The sequence below is a fragment of the Brevundimonas sp. KH_025 genome, assembly GCF_057839885.1.
In genome coordinates, this window is record NZ_CM174501.1 from 190,098 (window position 1) to 205,118 (window position 15,021).

At 62.7% G+C, this 15,021-nt stretch carries 15 protein-coding genes and 1 tRNA gene; 12 read left to right on the forward strand and 4 right to left on the reverse strand.

All coding sequences use genetic code 11. The features are described from left to right. The first annotated feature begins 1 nt into the window (after window position 1). The 6 genes from AC3IS2_RS00955 (at window position 2) to AC3IS2_RS00980 (ending at window position 4,860) form a co-directional block, all read left to right on the forward strand. Window positions 2–601 carry a hypothetical protein gene (locus AC3IS2_RS00955; protein ID WP_489198805.1) on the forward strand — a complete coding sequence of 200 codons (600 nt, stop codon included), beginning with the start codon at window positions 2–4 and terminating at the stop codon, window positions 599–601. Next, on the forward strand, window positions 598–1,185 hold the full coding sequence (locus AC3IS2_RS00960; protein ID WP_489198806.1) for a hypothetical protein: 588 nt from the start codon (window positions 598–600) through the stop codon (window positions 1,183–1,185). The genes AC3IS2_RS00955 and AC3IS2_RS00960 overlap by 4 nt, the downstream gene beginning before the upstream one ends. Before the next feature lie 156 nt (window positions 1,186–1,341). Beyond that, window positions 1,342–1,890: a recombinase family protein gene (locus AC3IS2_RS00965; protein ID WP_489198807.1), complete on the forward strand. Its 549-nt coding sequence runs from the start codon at window positions 1,342–1,344 to the stop codon at window positions 1,888–1,890. 100 nt (window positions 1,891–1,990) lie between these two features. Next, window positions 1,991–2,572: a hypothetical protein gene (locus AC3IS2_RS00970; RefSeq protein ID WP_489198808.1), complete on the forward strand. Its 582-nt coding sequence runs from the start codon at window positions 1,991–1,993 to the stop codon at window positions 2,570–2,572. Between the two features lie 452 nt (window positions 2,573–3,024). Continuing rightward, complete coding sequence (locus AC3IS2_RS00975) at window positions 3,025–3,942, forward strand: hypothetical protein (RefSeq protein WP_489198809.1); 918 nt, start codon at window positions 3,025–3,027, stop codon at window positions 3,940–3,942. Between the two features lie 486 nt (window positions 3,943–4,428). Further along, entirely contained in the window at window positions 4,429–4,860 is a 432-nt protein-coding gene (locus tag AC3IS2_RS00980; protein ID WP_489198810.1) for a hypothetical protein, read from the forward strand. Window positions 4,861–5,154: 294 nt separating this feature from the next. Here the strand turns inward: AC3IS2_RS00980 and AC3IS2_RS00985 are convergent, their stop codons facing one another. Further along, window positions 5,155–5,415 carry a hypothetical protein gene (locus tag AC3IS2_RS00985; protein WP_489198811.1) on the reverse strand — a complete coding sequence of 87 codons (261 nt, stop codon included), beginning with the start codon at window positions 5,413–5,415 and terminating at the stop codon, window positions 5,155–5,157. A gap of 565 nt (window positions 5,416–5,980) precedes the next feature. Here AC3IS2_RS00985 and AC3IS2_RS00990 point away from each other — a divergent pair. From AC3IS2_RS00990 to AC3IS2_RS01005, 4 genes are all read left to right on the forward strand, one after another. Then, a complete protein-coding gene (locus AC3IS2_RS00990) occupies window positions 5,981–6,289 on the forward strand; it encodes a hypothetical protein (RefSeq protein ID WP_489198812.1) in 309 nt (102 codons plus the stop codon). 212 nt (window positions 6,290–6,501) lie between these two features. Continuing rightward, on the forward strand, window positions 6,502–6,819 hold the full coding sequence (locus AC3IS2_RS00995) for a hypothetical protein (protein ID WP_489198813.1): 318 nt from the start codon (window positions 6,502–6,504) through the stop codon (window positions 6,817–6,819). Next, window positions 6,809–7,909, forward strand: coding sequence for a tyrosine-type recombinase/integrase (locus AC3IS2_RS01000; RefSeq protein ID WP_489198814.1), 1,101 nt, complete (start codon window positions 6,809–6,811; stop codon window positions 7,907–7,909). Before AC3IS2_RS00995 ends, AC3IS2_RS01000 begins: the two co-directional genes overlap by 11 nt. A 95-nt stretch (window positions 7,910–8,004) precedes the next feature. Beyond that, a tRNA-Gly gene (locus tag AC3IS2_RS01005) sits at window positions 8,005–8,079 on the forward strand. Between the two features lie 92 nt (window positions 8,080–8,171). Here AC3IS2_RS01005 and AC3IS2_RS01010 read toward each other — a convergent pair. After that, window positions 8,172–10,982 carry a M14 family metallopeptidase gene (locus AC3IS2_RS01010; protein ID WP_489198815.1) on the reverse strand — a complete coding sequence of 937 codons (2,811 nt, stop codon included), beginning with the start codon at window positions 10,980–10,982 and terminating at the stop codon, window positions 8,172–8,174. Window positions 10,983–11,349: 367 nt separating this feature from the next. Between AC3IS2_RS01010 and AC3IS2_RS01015 the strand changes: the two genes are divergently transcribed. Then, window positions 11,350–12,618, forward strand: coding sequence for a dicarboxylate/amino acid:cation symporter (locus AC3IS2_RS01015; protein WP_489198816.1), 1,269 nt, complete (start codon window positions 11,350–11,352; stop codon window positions 12,616–12,618). Window positions 12,619–13,446: 828 nt separating this feature from the next. Then, window positions 13,447–14,019, forward strand: coding sequence for a helix-turn-helix transcriptional regulator (locus AC3IS2_RS01020; RefSeq protein ID WP_489198817.1), 573 nt, complete (start codon window positions 13,447–13,449; stop codon window positions 14,017–14,019). Here the strand turns inward: AC3IS2_RS01020 and AC3IS2_RS01025 are convergent. Next, on the reverse strand, window positions 14,016–14,294 hold the full coding sequence (locus tag AC3IS2_RS01025) for a hypothetical protein (RefSeq protein ID WP_489198818.1): 279 nt from the start codon (window positions 14,292–14,294) through the stop codon (window positions 14,016–14,018). The genes AC3IS2_RS01020 and AC3IS2_RS01025 overlap by 4 nt on opposite strands. A 90-nt stretch (window positions 14,295–14,384) precedes the next feature. Continuing rightward, window positions 14,385–14,906, reverse strand: coding sequence for a hypothetical protein (locus AC3IS2_RS01030; RefSeq protein ID WP_489198819.1), 522 nt, complete (start codon window positions 14,904–14,906; stop codon window positions 14,385–14,387). Window positions 14,907–15,021: the final 115 nt, after the last annotated feature.

Consider the following 15,021-nt stretch of genomic DNA (forward strand, 5'->3'; position numbering starts at 1 on the left):
CATGTTCGACATTCTCGCTCTCCTCGCGCAAACGGCACCGACGGCGGCAGCTTATGCATCGCCGTGGGACAGCACCAAGTTGCTCACTCGAGAGCAACTGCGCCAGGTCGTGATCGAACACGCGAAGCGCCACCACCAAAGCGGAACGGGGTTGCCCATCGAGGGGGCTTCGTCGCCAACGTTCGCGGCGTCGGCCCTGAGTGTCCGCGAGGCTCCGGCTAGCGTGGCTCGTCCCTCTGACATGTTGTCGGCGATGAAACGCTTGAGGGCCATGTCAAAGTACGGAGACAACTGGGACGGTGAAGGTGCCCCTGCACCTGATGCTGCGGTTGTAGAGGCTGCGATTACCCTGGTTGGTTTTTTGTCGCCCGAGGGGCTTCGGATGCGAGCATCTCTTGATGCAGAGGGGCGTCCGCTGTTGCTGCTATCGCAAGGCGAGGAGGAGGGGGAGGTCGTTATGACTTCACCCACGACCTTTAACTTCGCTTGGTTTGGCGGTCTCGAAGATCAGGGAGACATAGACGTGATCTTCGACGGAAATCATCTCCCGAGCACGTTGCGCGATGCGTTGCCCAAGCGCGACCTCGCTGTCGCTGCTTGACTGCTGAAGCCTGTCGACTTGCATGGATTGAACCGGGCGGCTTGCAGGCTGCTCGGACGATTGACGTCGCCTTCCCAAAGGGGGAGTGCGAAGTTTTCTCACTTTCGATGCCAGAGCGTGCAGCGGTCGCGGACGATGAGTTGGTCGCCAGGGTACTTACTTCGCCTGGCGATTACGACCTGACGATCCAAGAGATACTGACCGGTAAGCTCACCAACTGCTACGCTGGCGGTCTCAGCCTCATCCGATCAGGAGCGACAGACGACGAGATTTTGTCGACTGTGGCAACGCTCTTGGCGGCTGAGGATGCAGAGGGGCTGGTCGGAGCTGTTGTGGTATCGGCTCGGGTGTTGCGCGCCGTAGGTACCCCGGAACGTTACTTCAGGGTGTATGACACCGACGCTCCAGGCAACCTCTCGCACGCCGATATTGTTGGGACGTTTGACACCGCAATGTCGAAATCCGCGTGGGACAAGGCTCATCGCAAACGGCGCCGGGCGCTGCGGGATGCGATGCAGCAGCATATCCTTCATGCTGTCACGCCAGAGGATCTCCTGCTTCAGCTTCGTGCTGCTGGCATCTGATGCACCGATTACTCGCAGCGTTTCGGTAGCGTCTCTGACAAGTATACCCCGGCGAGGCGTCTCATCAGGTCGAGATAGCCGTCTCATTTGGGTTGATTGCCAGTTTTGGGACGCTAGACTCTTGGTGGTCTAGACCTTCTGAGACGGAGAAGCGGTGTGGCGTTGGTTGGGTATTGTCGGGTGTCGAGCGCCGGGCAGTCGCTTGAGATCCAGGAGGAGCAGCTTCAGGAGGCGGGCTGCGTAGAGATATTCAGTGAGAAGCGCACTGGAACTTCGACCTCCGGGCGTGAGCAGCTTGAGCTGGCGCTCCGCTTCGTTCGGAAGGGTGATGTCCTTGTGGTCACGCGGCTTGACCGCTTGGCGCGCTCCATCTCCGACCTGAGCAAGATCATCGACCAGCTCGGGGCTAAGCAGGTTGGCTTTCGTTGCCTTCAGCAGGGCGGGGTCGATACCACCAAGCCGGAGGGCCGGCTCATGTTGCAGTTGCTCGGGAGCTTTGCCGAGTTCGAAACGGCGATCCGCAAAGAGCGTCAACGCGAGGGTATCGAGAAGGCCAAGGTGCAGGGGCGCTATCGCGGGCGCCCCAAGAGTATCGATCCCGCAGAGGTCCGGCGGCTCAGCGCCAGTGGGGTGGGGGCGACGGCAATAGCAAGGCAGCTGGGGATCGGGCGAGCAAGTGTCTACCGCACTTTAGGCGAAGAATGATCTGGATTTTAAGGTTCAGATTTGCTATGCTTTTCAAAGCAGAAATGCACCTCACCCTGCTTCGGCAGGTCTAGACCAAACCTCCTTCCCCTACATTGTTATGAGCACTCACGCGCCGCGCCGCATTGGCGTCGGTTATTCGCGCGGCATTTCGCAGAGGCTTGCTGAAGCCTACGCGGATCTCTGGCGCGACAACGGCATCAACTACGAACTGACGATCGCTCTGGGGGTCCATCCTAAAAAGTTTGACCCTATCGAGATGAACAAGGTGATGAAGCGGTTCGTCCGGGAAGTTACCCATCAGCTGCGTGGCGTTCCAAAGCGCCAGATGCTGGGCTTAAGCGCCGACCATCCCGACGTGCTGTTCGCTGCGGGATTCTATGAGGCCAGGAATCGAGCCGGCGAACTCTTTCCGCATTGGCATGGCGGCGTCTGCCTGCGCCCAGGCGAGGAAGTCGCGTTCCGTAAGCTCCTTTGGGAGTGTATCGGTCCGGATGGCGATGCGCCTCTGTCTCCGCTGGAGCCTTCTCGGACTACCAGGCCACTAATCGTATTTCCAAATGCAAAGCCGACCTTCCATTTTGCAGCACTAGCAACGGCGCCGAAATATATTCGCTACGCTAACAAGCAGGCAATCAACGACGATGTCGAGTTCTCCTCAACTCGCGATTTTCTTGCCTGACACGGCTCTCGGCCAACATTCTCACATAGAAAACTAAGCGCAGTCCGGCGATTCAAAGTCGGATCTGAACTCCTCCCGATGATCGAACCGCTTCGCGTGCGAAGGCTGGTGGCCGGTGGGGGCACTCGGTAGTGGATTTTCCATAACGGTGCATAAAAAGCGCCCATCGCCTTCGACGGGGCGACCGCGCCCGTCAAAACGGGACAAGCATCAATCTGCACGCCGCGCATTACGCGATCTCCGGCTCATGCGGCTCGATCTGGTTTGGGAAGACGTTCCCAAGGCCAGTTCCAGTCATGCCTGAAGGGAAGGGTGACGATCCTCCCTGAAGACGCAGATAGGTCCGAGGGACAGTGACCCAGCTGTTGAAAGCCGCAGGGTCCGGAGTCGCTTCCTCAACCGTAGCCAGGTCGCTGCGGGACGACCCAAATCATCTAGTGAGAATGAACTCAATGATGACCCCACTGCCGGGCGTAACTCTGCCCGACTCTATCAGCGCACACACGACGTGGAGCGCCTTTGAATATCTCACTGAACAGACCGACTGGCGGATCGTGCTAACCGGAAGGGCACCTCTGAAGTTCGATGTGGAACATGACGACGCGTTCGCGCTGGCCTTATCCGGCGGCGACTCGTGGAAATCCTCGGATGTCGCTCGTGCCTGGATTGCCAACCGTCTCGTCGAGCTGGTGCGCCGCGAGCTGAACAAGACGCGTATCCGTAAGCTGAGCCTTCAGGTGCCAGACGACGTGGCCTCGTCGGATTTCCTTGATGGTTTGCGGTGGCGTGTCTGCTGCCTCGTCCGTTCTCAGCTTCTGAGGCATTTCGATCAGTCGATAGTGAAATGGGAGCGCGATGCCTGGGCGCATGTCGCAAGCCTCTCCGACTCTCTAGAACGAGAGCGTTTCCGGGCCTTCGTGGGGCTGGATCAGGTCGTGTCTGCTGACGCGGCACGTAAGGCGATCAAATATGTATTTCACCGTATGCACTGGAACCTCGTCTGGGAGGGCCGCCATGTGGAGTTCCGGTCTGATTGGAGGTTCGATCAGATCTACCCGCGACGCGCTGCTCTGGATGAAGCTGTCCGCGCGCGCGCCCTTGCAGCGAGAGCGCTCGATGCGCTGATCAGTGACAATACGCGCCAAAGACTGGCTGATCCCGACGTGGTGCCTTGGACGCGCGCCGGGCTTCAGGATGAGTTGGAGCGGCGATTTGTGAAGGACGGCGTTTGGGGGTTGATCCATCTCGCCCTTGATCGGGATCGCACGTGGTTCAGCCTCGATGCCCCGAGCCTCTGCAACGCCCAAACGGTTGACCTGATCGAACGTCAGCGCCCCCGGTTGCTGGTGTCGAACATGAGCGATTCGTAGGAACGCGAAGTCCTAGAAAACCAAGTCCACTTCGAGACCCTGGTCCGCTCTGTGCCGACTGGGGTTTCTTATCTTCCCTTACCTGTAAGGCTTCATCGACCGAGGTGTCGTGCATTTCATGACATTAACTGGCGTCATGTTTTGGCGTCAGCGAGCATGCGGGGGTGATTTCGATCGCATCTCGACTGTTGCTGTTCCCGATTGACGCGCTGAACGCATGGTAGCTGGGGCGATCCTGCGGAGTAGCAATCGCTAGGTCTGGTTGGCTGTCCGTTTCGGGCGGGGGTAAGCTTTCAGGGGTGGGGAAGGAAATAGTCGCTGCCTTCCCTCTAGGATGGGTGTGAGCGGTTGCCGACAACTGCTGCCCTTACTCCCAAGACGTTCTTGGGGCCGCAGATGGAAGCCTCCTGTCAGCAGTGAAAACGCCGACATTCCCGTTGGTTGCGTGCGGTAAGGTTGTGTATCAACCACCGAGCAGGACCACCGATGAGCAACAAAGCGGGTCGCCCCCGGAAGCCTTCACGCAGCGCGATTGCAACGCCTCTGTCCGCCTATCTGGACGCCAACTGGCACAAAACGGGTCTGACAAACGACGAGGCTGCCGCCTACTTCGGGTTCGATGCGCCGGGGATGATCAGTATGTGGCGGACGGGGCGTGCCGCAGTGTCGCTGGCGCGCCTCCCGAAACTCGCAATCCTGCTGAATGTGGACCTCGTGGCGATGTTCGTCCTGTGGCTGAAGCAGTTGCGCTTGCGGGAGCCGAATATCCCGGCGGATCTCATCGAGCTGGTAGAGCGCCGACTAGTGACGGAAAACGAAGCCGAGCTTATCCGCGTGGTCCGGAACGCGGTGAAGAACGCGGATCCTGTATTTACCCCGAGTGTGCTGACCCGGGTGGCGCGTGCCGTATCCCTGTAGGCAATAGTCAGCGTTTGTCCACTATTCGATGCCCGGTCATGCTGCGCGAAAATCACTGAGGCGCATATGTCTAAGCCGACCCTGCAAGATATTCTGATTGTTTACTTCGTGCTGCTGACCCCTCTTTGGAGTTTGATCCCCTTTGTCATTGCCGCGTTGTGGAGGCACTACAGGTCAGACGAGGTCGCGAAACGGCACGCGGAAGGAGTTCACAAGCGAGTTGAGGCGCGCAGACCTCGCTATGCTGCAGCAATCAGGTCCAACGGACGCAGGCGCAAGCTATCGCGCCCTTGATCAGACCTCGAGCTGATCCGGAAGCTGCGTAAGCAGTCGGTCGAAAAAGGCACGCTCGTCGGCTCCGACCGCGCGCAGGATTGCGATCATGTCGATGACGTTGGCCTGGCGCTCGTTGGCTTCAATCTTTGCCAGCCACCCATGATGGGCTTTGCCCAGGCGGGCCTCGACCTCGCGTTGGGTCAGGCCGCTTGCATGTCGGGCCGCAACGAGTTGCGCCACGACGGCCCGATATTCAGGCGATGACACCCACTTCCGCATCCGGCGCGCCTTCCACCTCAGGAAGCTGTGCGCTAAGGGCGGTGGTGCTTGGTTCCATTTTGGAACCAGAAAGTTAGGGGTGCGCGTCGTGTGGCGTTGGGGGATCGTGGTTTTGGTTTCAGCGGGGCTCGTCGGGTGCGGCGGGCGTGACGAGGAGGCTTTATCCCCTCCAGAAGCGCCGCCAAAGGTAGCCCCTGTGTCCGCCCCGGAGCCCCAGGAGCCCGTTTTCGTCGACCCTGCGGTAGGGGAAGCGGAAAGCGTCGCAGCAGCGCCCAAGGGCGCTCCTAGGAGCGTTGCCCTGCGACTGACGGGGGAGGAGTGGAAACGGTTTCGCGATTACGGCCTGGCTTTGGGCGCTGCCGTAGCGTGCGGCATCGATACATCCAGCGAAACCTCCCGCGTAGCTGCTTGGACGGACCGCAAGTTCCCCAACGGATCGGAAGGCAAGGGTGCCGTTCTGATCTATTTTGGAAAAGTCATGGAGCTTGGTGCGAAGAGCCAGGCGTCGAGTGGTGGCGACTGCGCCTATGTCCAGAGCCGGATCGACCGGATGGTGTGGCCTTAGGTGGTCGTCTTCCTGCTCATAGTCATCATCGCCATTCTCCTGGTAGGAGCGGCGAAGATCCGAGGCTGCGCTATCCAGGTCGGCGCGCTGGCTGTTGCTGCCGTGCTGCTCCTCGAGCTGAAGCGTAGGCTGGCCTGGGTTCCGGAAGCTGCTTGGTGGATCGGGGGCTTCCTCGCTCTGTTCGCACTTATTTGCGCCGTGGCGCGATATCAGCATCGCGCGCTGGAGAAGGAAAAGGCAAAGCAAGGGCAGCGCGTTAAGTCGTTGGACGAGGCTATCGAGCGTGAGCGGTCCAAGAGACTGGATTGAACCTACTTGCGGGTATTCGTGGACGTGCGGGAGGCGGCGACAGTCGTGTAAAAACGACTGTGACGCATTGAAATGGAAGACTAAATCTGCGATACGGTTCGCATCTCAGGATAGCGTCTGAGCATCGAACTGGAGCTTGGCTCTAGGGGATCAACTCGCATCAGCGAGCGCTAAAAACCCACGAGCCAAGCGCTCCGTGAGATACTGCTTCCTTGCAATCAAGTTCCAACCAATCCGACCGTGTCAACGGTCGTTCCGCTGCTGCGTCGGTGATCCCGCGTCTTCTATCGGCTTCAGACGCGGCAAGATATCTCGGCTATAAATCTGTTGATGCGCTGAAACGCATTCCGGTTCGCCCACTAACTATTATTGAGGGAGGTGTCCGAGGGGCGCCCCGATGGGACAAGAAAGCTATTGATCTGTGGCTGGATAGCCTCTCGTCAATATCTGAAAACAGCAACGACAACATTGCCGAAATCGAAGACGTAGACGCCGAGCTTCAGGCGTGGAAGGTGCGTCATGGCTGGTAAACGAGTAATCCTTCCCAATGCGCATCGTGTAACCAAGCAACTCGCTGGTGGACGATTTGGCATTTACATCTATGCCTTCCGAGGAGGCCCCCTGCTGAAACGGTTCGCGGGCGCTTCGAAGCGCGAGGCGGAGCGAGCCGAACTGGATGGCGCTTCGGAACTGATCCAAGCCTATGCGTCGCAAAAAGTAGTTCGAACAGGTGGCGAGACGGTCAGAGACCTTGTGCGATTGTTCAAGGAGGTGCCGGAAGGGCTGAAATCACTATCGACGTCAACTAGAGCGCAATGGTCGCGCTGGCTGGATAAGATTGATGCGGACTTTGGCGATATGCCGCTTCGACTATTGAAGGTGCGCGGAGTTCGCGCGACTTTCATCAAGTGGCGAGACTCCTTCAGCGCGTCGCCCCGTTCTGCTGACTATGCAATCCAAGTGCTGCGCCGTGTCTTGGAGTTGGGGGTGAAGCGTGAACTGATCGATGTGAATCCCGCAAAAGGGATCGACGCCATCTACAAGGTCAATCGCGCGGAGATCGTTGTGACGGATGACCAACTGGCGAGGATCCTTGCTCATGCGACGCCGCGCGCCCAGCTCGCCATTCGGTTAGCGGCTGCGCTTGGTCTGCGACGTGGCGACCTAGTGGGGCTGCAATGGGATCATGTTCGCGAAGATCATATCGAACTGACGACAAACAAGAGTCGCGGGAAGACGTTCGTCATCTCCCCTTTGTTGGGTGACGGTCGCAAGGTCATTGACGAGTTGCGTGAAGAGCATGCCCGCATAATCGCGGATGGGCGGGTTCCATCCGCATTCGTTTTGACAACTGAACTCGGCACGCCGTGGAAAGGTCCTTCTTTGACCCAGGCGTTCATTCGAGCTGCGAAGCTGGCGAAAGTGAGCGTTACCCTGCATGACCTTCGAGGCACCGCTGCTACTAGATTTATCCAAGGCGGATTTACTCCTCAGGAGGTAGCTACCTTCATTGGCTGGGAGCGGGCGCGTGTGGAGGAGATAATCCGTCGCTATGTGGATCCGGCTGGAATCGCACGTAGGGCGATCGCACGGCTTGAGCCGGAGCGGGCGACCGGATAAGGAACGGGAGTCGAACGTTGGTGTAAACCGACCTGTAAACTGAAGCGTCTAGGCTTCGGTGAATGGTCGTCAAAGCGCTGATTTTGTTGGGCGATGCGGTCGTAGTTCAGAGGTAGAACGTCAGCTTCCCAAGCTGAATGTCGCGGGTTCGATTCCCGCCGGCCGCTCCATCGCTCCGCCGGCTTTCGGCACGGGTGTTCTTCCGAATGTTTGACTGAGCAGGCCGAGGCGGCGAGCGCATGGCCCGCCGCTTTGCCCATGTTTATCGGTCGGCCTTCGCCGTCGTCGCCGGTCCGTAGAAGAGGGCGTTGAACAGCAGACGGCTGGAGGCGCGGGCCTGGGCGCGGTTGACCACGTCAGGGCCCAGCACGATCACCCGGCCGTCGCCGTGCGGCAGGTCCAGAACCGCGTCCGAACCCGACAGCTTCTGCGGGCCGATGGCCCAGCCGCTGGAGACCGAAACCTGTTCCGGATAGCGGGCGATGGGCGCGCCTTCGCCTGCGTGGCGGAAGCCGGCGTTGCGGTTGAAGAAGACGTCCATTTGCGCGGGGGCGCCGAAGGCCAGGGGCTGACGGTTGTCGACCTCGGTGCGCAGGATGGCGCCGGGGATGAAGAAGTCGGTCGAGGCCAGGGCCTTGCCGTCTTCGGCGCGCAGAACATCCTCGACCTGGGCGCCTAGGGCCGTCGCCAGGCGGTGGGCTGAGCCGATGGTCACCACGCTGCCGCCGCCGCGCACGAAGGCATCGATCTGCGGCACGGTCTTCTCGGCGGTGATATTGCCCAGCCAGCCGCGATACTCGGCCGGGATGGCTTCGGGGGCGGGCTGGCGGTCGTCGGCCTCCTGGGCGGCGGCCGAGAGGTTGGTCGGGATCATGTCCGAGGCGAAGACCAGGACATCGAAATCCCTGGCCAGGTCGCCGGCGTCCAGACGCTGCGGATAGACCACCTCGAACGGATACTCGAACTGCTCCAGCATGAAGCGGGTCCAGCCCGAGGCCATCGAGCCGCCGTAGCGGTCGACCAGGCCGACGCGCACCGGCTTCAGCGCGATCTTGTCGCCGCCGGGAGCGCGGGCGGCGGCGTGGGCGTTCAGGCCCAGGTCGCGCACGGCGGCCTCGACGATGGGGCGGGCCTTGGCGTCGGCCGGGATCCACAGGGCGCCGGGGGCCAGGGTGGCGCGGCCCGCACGGGTCTCGCCTTCCTGCCAATAGACGGCCACGCCCGCCGCCAGCAGACGGTTGGTCAGGATGTAGCCGTTGACCGGCGCGTGGTCGATCAGCCAGCCGGCGCGGCCCGAGCCTTCGATCTTGCCGGGCGGCGGAGCCATGACGTCGGCGACGCGCTCGGTCGGGGCCTCGAAGCCGTCGAGGATGCGGTCGAACTCGACCCCCATCTGCAGCGCGAGGGTGTAACCGGTCGCGTCATAGGGCAGGGCGGGCGGACCGCCCGGATACTGCAGGTCGTGCGGGTGATCCTGCGGCTCGAACATGTCCAGCACGTGCGGGCGATAGGCCTGGGCCGTCTTCACCACATAGGAGCCGGCGGGATAGGTCTTGCCGCCGATGGTGAAGGCGCGCGTGGCGCGGTCCACGTCCACGCCCGTCTTGATCAGGCTGTTGAGGAAGGCGACGGCGGTGGGCAGGTCGGCCTGGTCCGCCGGGATGACATAGCCGCGCGGATCGCGACGGGCCGGATCATGCAGCACCTTGTCATAGAGGGCCGGATCGACGCCGCGACGACCGTTGGCGTTTTCGCCCGCAGCCTCGACCAGGGCTTCGACGCCGGTCGGCGTGATGCGCCAGGTGTCGGTATTGCCCTTGTCGATGGCGTTCTGGCCCATGCGCCAGATGTTGAACAGCAGCCGGTCCTTGTTGCGCGAGGCGTAGTTCAGCACGGCGCGGTTGATCGACTGCGAGTACTCGATCGACTGGGCGAAATGCCAGGTCTGGGGCGCGACCGGCATGGGCAGGTCGTTGCGGGCCAGCTGGTTCTGCGGGATCAGGCTGATCTGGCTGGGGGTCGGGTGGCCGGTGATCTCGGTCAGCAGGCCGACCGCATTGTGGAAATAGGTGATGGAGCGCTCCATCCCGTTGTTCCAGGTCGAATAGCTGGCACCGCTGCGCATGGTCGAGCCGGGCTTGCCCTCTTCGATCAGGCGGCTGTGCATGGCCGCGCCGACTTCCGACAGGGTCCCCATGACCAGCGGGTCGTAGTTGTAGTTAAACGGGTCGCGGAAGGGCGGCATGAAGACCACCGTCCCGGCGGGCGCCGTCTGATGGTGGTTGTAGATGATCTGCGGGAACCACTCGCGGAAGAACTGCCGGTTGACGTTGGTCGTCTCGGCCATGGCCGACAGGTAGTAGTCGCGGTTGTTATCGTGGCCGACGTACTTTTGATAAAGCACAGGGATCGAGGCGAACTCGCGCTTCAACGGGTCCGCGTTGCGCATGTACCAGTTGGAGACCAGCTCCATCCCGTCCGGGTTCAGCGGCGCGAACAGGATGACGGTGTCGTTCAGGACACGCAGGGCCTCGGGGTCCTCGGCCGTCAGCCATTCGTGGACGGCGGCGATCAGGGCTTGCGGCGGGACCGTCTCGGTCGAGTGCAGGCCGCCGTCGATCCAGACCACGGCCTTGCCCTCGGCGGACATGGCGCGGGCCTCTTCCTCGCTGACGCCTTCGGCCTTGGCCAGACGGCGCGCGATCTCCTTATAGCGATCGAGGTTGGCCAGGTTCTCGGGCGTCGAGACGATGGCGATGTACTGGGTGCGGCCCTCGGACGACTTGCCGATCTCGACCAGCTTCATCCGGTCCGACTGGCCGGCCAGGGTCTTCAGATAGGCTTCCCACTGGGTGTAGTTGATCAGGTGGTAGTCGGCGCCGACGTCGAAGCCGAAGGCCTCGCGCGGCGAGGTGATGCGCGAGGCGGTCGCGGCGGCGCTCGTCGATGCGGCGTCGGCCGGCGGGGTCAGAACGCCCTCGTAGGCCAGGGCGCTGGTCGCCGACAGCAGCAGGGCCGCCAGGCCAGCGGCCCAGGGCGCGGTTGCTCGGATGGTGCGATCTGCGGTCGTCATGGCGAAACTCCCCCTCAAGGCCGGCCGCCTCGAGGGGCGACCGCGAAAACTGCGTCCCGACCGATCGGGACCTGCAGGGCGACGTTTTCCTCCACCGCGCCCCGCCGACTGAATGAAGGGCTATGCCGTCTGGCACAACCTCTGTTGAGGTATCGCTGTTGGCTCGGGCGGATGGCGCCGTGCGACGATTCGAAAGTCATTCTGATCTAGGCGCGAAGGCCGATTGGCTTTAGCAAAGAGATGAACGAGGCGGGGCAGTGGACATTTCGAACGTCTGCGGCCCCGCTTTCGTATGGAACGGATGGGGCTCGTGCGGTCGGGGGAGGCATTCCGACGGGGTGGGCCGAGTGAAGTTGGAACGTAAAAAATGAAGCGAACATTCGCCTACCTCATCATCGGCGCCATGATCCTGGGCGTGCTGGTCGGATGGGGCATCAACCAATATCTCGGCGCCGACCAGGCCGAGGCCGCGGCCAAGAATCTGGGGCTCATCACCGACGTCTTCCTGCGCCTGATCAAGATGATCATCGCGCCGTTGGTCTTCACCACCCTGGTGGCGGGCATCGCCCACATGGAAGACGCCGCCTCGGTCGGCCGCATCGGCGTCAAGACCATGACCTGGTTCATCGGCGCCTCGGTGGTGTCGCTGGTGCTGGGCCTGGTGATGGTGCAACTGCTGCAGCCGGGGGCGGGCATGCACCTGCCGCAGGCGGCGCTGGCGACTGCGCCGGCGGCCTCGACCGACTCCTTCTCGCTGCACGGCTTCGTCACCCACCTGGTGCCGACGTCGATCTTCGACGCCATGGCCAAGAACGAGATCCTGCAGATCGTGGTCTTCTCCCTGTTCGTCGGCACGGCGGTCGCCGCCCTGGACGACAAGGCGCCGGCGGTGCTGAACCTGGTCGAGCAGGCCGCCTCCATCATGCTGAAGGTGACCGAGTTCGTGATGAAGCTGGCGCCGCTGGCCATCTTCGCGGCGCTGGCCTCGACCATCGCCACCCAGGGGGTGGAGATGCTGGCCGTCTACGCCAAGTTCGTGCTGGGCTTCTACGGCTCGATGGCCCTGCTGTGGGGGTTGCTGTTCGTGGCAGCCGCCCTGGTGCTGGGCCGTCGCGTCCTGCCGCTGTTCAAGGTGATCCGCACCCCGGCCCTGCTGGCCTTCTCGACCGCCAGCTCGGAAGCCGCCTATCCGCGCATCCTGGACGCCCTGCCCACCGTCGGCGTGCGTCGCCGCATCGTCAGCTTCGTCCTGCCGCTGGGCTATTCGTTCAACCTCGACGGCTCGATGCTCTACTGCACCTTCGCCACCATGTTCATCATGCAGGCGCACGGCGTGCATCTCAGCGTCTCGCAGCAGATCTTCATGCTGCTGCTGCTGATGGTGACGTCCAAGGGCATCGCCGGCATCCCGCGCGCCTCGCTGGTGGTCATCATGGCGACCCTGACCTACTTCGGTCTGCCGGAAGCCTGGATCGCCATCGTCCTGGGCGTCGATCACCTGCTCGACATGGGCCGCTCGGCCACCAACGTGGTCGGCAACTCCGTCGCCGCCGCCGTGGTCGCCAAGTGGGAAGGCGAACTGGACGACATTCCGGAAGGCGATGCTTCGGACGGGCAGGCCAAGGCGCTCGCCTAGGTCTCAGGCCCCACAGGCTAACCGCTCTGCAATCGCCGCCCTGGGTCTCCAGGGCGGCGATTTGTCGTTTGGCGGGCAGGCCTGGCGCTTCGGCGATGACTCCGGTCGTGCGGAACGCTGGGGGGCGTGCTGTTCCGCGTCGAGGCCGTCGCGCCGAAGCGCCCATGTTTGAACGAAAACGCGAGCGCGCTCCCGTCCGGCCCGCCCTTTGTCGCGTCGATCCCGCAAACGCGGTGGTGGCGATCGGCGCGCCAGGGTCTGAATTCCGCGCCGCGCCCCGGCCGCGTCGCGGCGGGGGCTAGGCTGGTCCGGCGGTCTGACGAGTCAGTCGGCGAAATCGAAGTAATGCCTCGCCTAATGCCTCCAGGGCGCGGACTGCAGCATCGTCTTGCGGAGGGTCGGTTGTGGGCGTTTTTTAGAAAACCATCCTTTTTCAAAACCTTAAGCTGTTAACACTTTATTAGTAATCAGTGTTTCATTCAATTATTCTTTATGATTGGCGCAGTTTCTGCGCTTGTTGCTTTGTGCTGTAAGTAGAAAGCAAATCGATGCTTGTGGTCCGGCTGTAATAATAGATTTCTTCCGTGTCTTGGCGTATCACCAATCTGTGGGATGTAGTGATGAATATTTTGAGGTATGTTGCCTCGGTTCAGGATTGTGGCTTCGTGTGAAACGAGGGGGTAACCGGGTCGAACGGGGACGGCCAGAGCTGGGAGGCTCGGTGTGGGACAGGGGTCTGTGGAGACCGGAAGCTCTCGTGGGCTGACGCATGAACCGTTCTGGTTTTCGGCGGATCGTCGGGTGTCCCGCGATCGACGTCGATCAGACATGATTGCGGACGATGAGGATGAGCCGGGCGTGGCGTGCAGCCGGGCCTTGGCCAATTGGATCGACGGCGAACGACGCGCCCGACTGATCGTGACGCGAGATCTGGACGTCCTGTGGCTGAACGAGGCGGCGCGCGCCTTGCGCGACGACGGCGAGGCGTTCGAGGTCTGCGACGGACGGCTGGCGCCGCGTTCGCCCATCATCAGCAGTCTGGTGGCGGCGGCCCGGCCGGAAGAGGCGGGCTGCGCGGTGGTGCCGGGCGAGGGCGGGCGCCACTGGGTGGCCTGGGCGCGCGAGGTCTGCGGGCCGCCCGACGCCCTGATCGGTCTGACGCTGCAGCGGGCCCGCAGCGAAATCCGCTTTCAGGCGCTCATCGAGAACCACCTGCTGACGCCGTCCGAAGGCCGGATCATCGAGATGCTGCTGGCCGGCGTCGAGACCGGCCGCATCGCCCAGGCGCTGGACATCTCGATCGAAACCCTGCGCACGCACCTGAAGCACGCCTATCAGAAGCTGGGCGTGCGCAGTCGCGGCGAGCTGTTCGCCGAGGCCCTGAGTTTCGTCGGGCCTTAGGTCGAGGCGGCGGACATCGAAACGCCGGTGACGGCGGGCGTCGGCGTGACAGCCGCGGGCGTGGCGGCGCTGGCGGGATCAGCCTGAACCAGCAACGGGCCGAGAGCGAAGGCGGCGACGGCTGCGCCCGCCGACAGGGCCAGAACGGCGACGACGGCGTAGGCGACGGCCGAGCCGGAACGGCGGCGACGGAACCCGCCCGTCTTGACGCCGCGAATGATCACGAACGGCCGCTGGCTGAAGGCTTCGGAGCCGATAATATTGTGTTGGGACAAGAACGCGCTCCCCGACTGTCCAGGAATGGATCAGTTCAGAGAGCGGTCCGATAAGGCCAAAGGATGGCGAACGCCGGTTCCCGGCGTCGTTCAACTTCCGAGGGTGACGGCGACCTGGCGCCCGCCGCGCGTCTGGACCCGCTTCATCAGCACCACGATGTCGTCGCCCGCCTTGACCGGCGAGATCAGGAACCAGCTGCCGTCGGGCAGGCCGGAAAAGCGGAAGGCGTCGTTGGCGCAGGGCTGGGCGCGTTCGAAGGCGCGATAGTCGGCGGCCTGTTCCCCGGCCGAGCGGGCGCGCACCACGGCGGCGGGCACGGCGGCGCTTTCGGTCGAGCCATAGAGGCGCTGCATCCGGGCGCGGGTGTAGCCGGTGTCGGGGATCAGGCCGACATTGCCGATGCAGTGGAAGGTCTTGCCGTCCTGGGCGAAGGCGACGCGGCCCTCGATCGAGGCCTGGCCCGCGCGGGTCGACCAGGCGAAGGCGTCGGCGCTGAACTCGGTCGAGCCGGTCCCGCCGCCCATCGGCATGGTGGCGCAGGCGCTGAGCGCCAGTCCGGCCGCGAGGGCGGCGACGAGGGCGAGGGAAGGCAAGGGGCGACGGGTTGACATGGAGGGGGCTCCCGGAACTCGTTTCAAGCTCTACGGGAATGACGCCCGAAGCCGAGACGAGTCAAGGTTGCCCGCCGTCGCGGCCTGCGCCACAAGAGCGCCGGAGACCGGGCGC

Coding starts and splice junctions, on each gene's coding strand:
- AC3IS2_RS00955 (WP_489198805.1), top strand. CDS start 2: ATGTTCGACATTCTCGCTCTCCTCGCGCAAACGGCACCGACGGCGGCA.
- AC3IS2_RS00970 (WP_489198808.1), top strand. CDS start 1,991: ATGAGCACTCACGCGCCGCGCCGCATTGGCGTCGGTTATTCGCGCGGC.
- AC3IS2_RS00975 (WP_489198809.1), top strand. CDS start 3,025: ATGATGACCCCACTGCCGGGCGTAACTCTGCCCGACTCTATCAGCGCA.
- AC3IS2_RS00980 (WP_489198810.1), top strand. CDS start 4,429: ATGAGCAACAAAGCGGGTCGCCCCCGGAAGCCTTCACGCAGCGCGATT.
- AC3IS2_RS00985 (WP_489198811.1), bottom strand. CDS start 5,415: ATGCGGAAGTGGGTGTCATCGCCTGAATATCGGGCCGTCGTGGCGCAA.
- AC3IS2_RS01000 (WP_489198814.1), top strand. CDS start 6,809: ATGGCTGGTAAACGAGTAATCCTTCCCAATGCGCATCGTGTAACCAAG.
- AC3IS2_RS01010 (WP_489198815.1), bottom strand. CDS start 10,982: ATGACGACCGCAGATCGCACCATCCGAGCAACCGCGCCCTGGGCCGCT.
- AC3IS2_RS01015 (WP_489198816.1), top strand. CDS start 11,350: ATGAAGCGAACATTCGCCTACCTCATCATCGGCGCCATGATCCTGGGC.
- AC3IS2_RS01020 (WP_489198817.1), top strand. CDS start 13,447: ATGATTGCGGACGATGAGGATGAGCCGGGCGTGGCGTGCAGCCGGGCC.
- AC3IS2_RS01030 (WP_489198819.1), bottom strand. CDS start 14,906: ATGTCAACCCGTCGCCCCTTGCCTTCCCTCGCCCTCGTCGCCGCCCTC.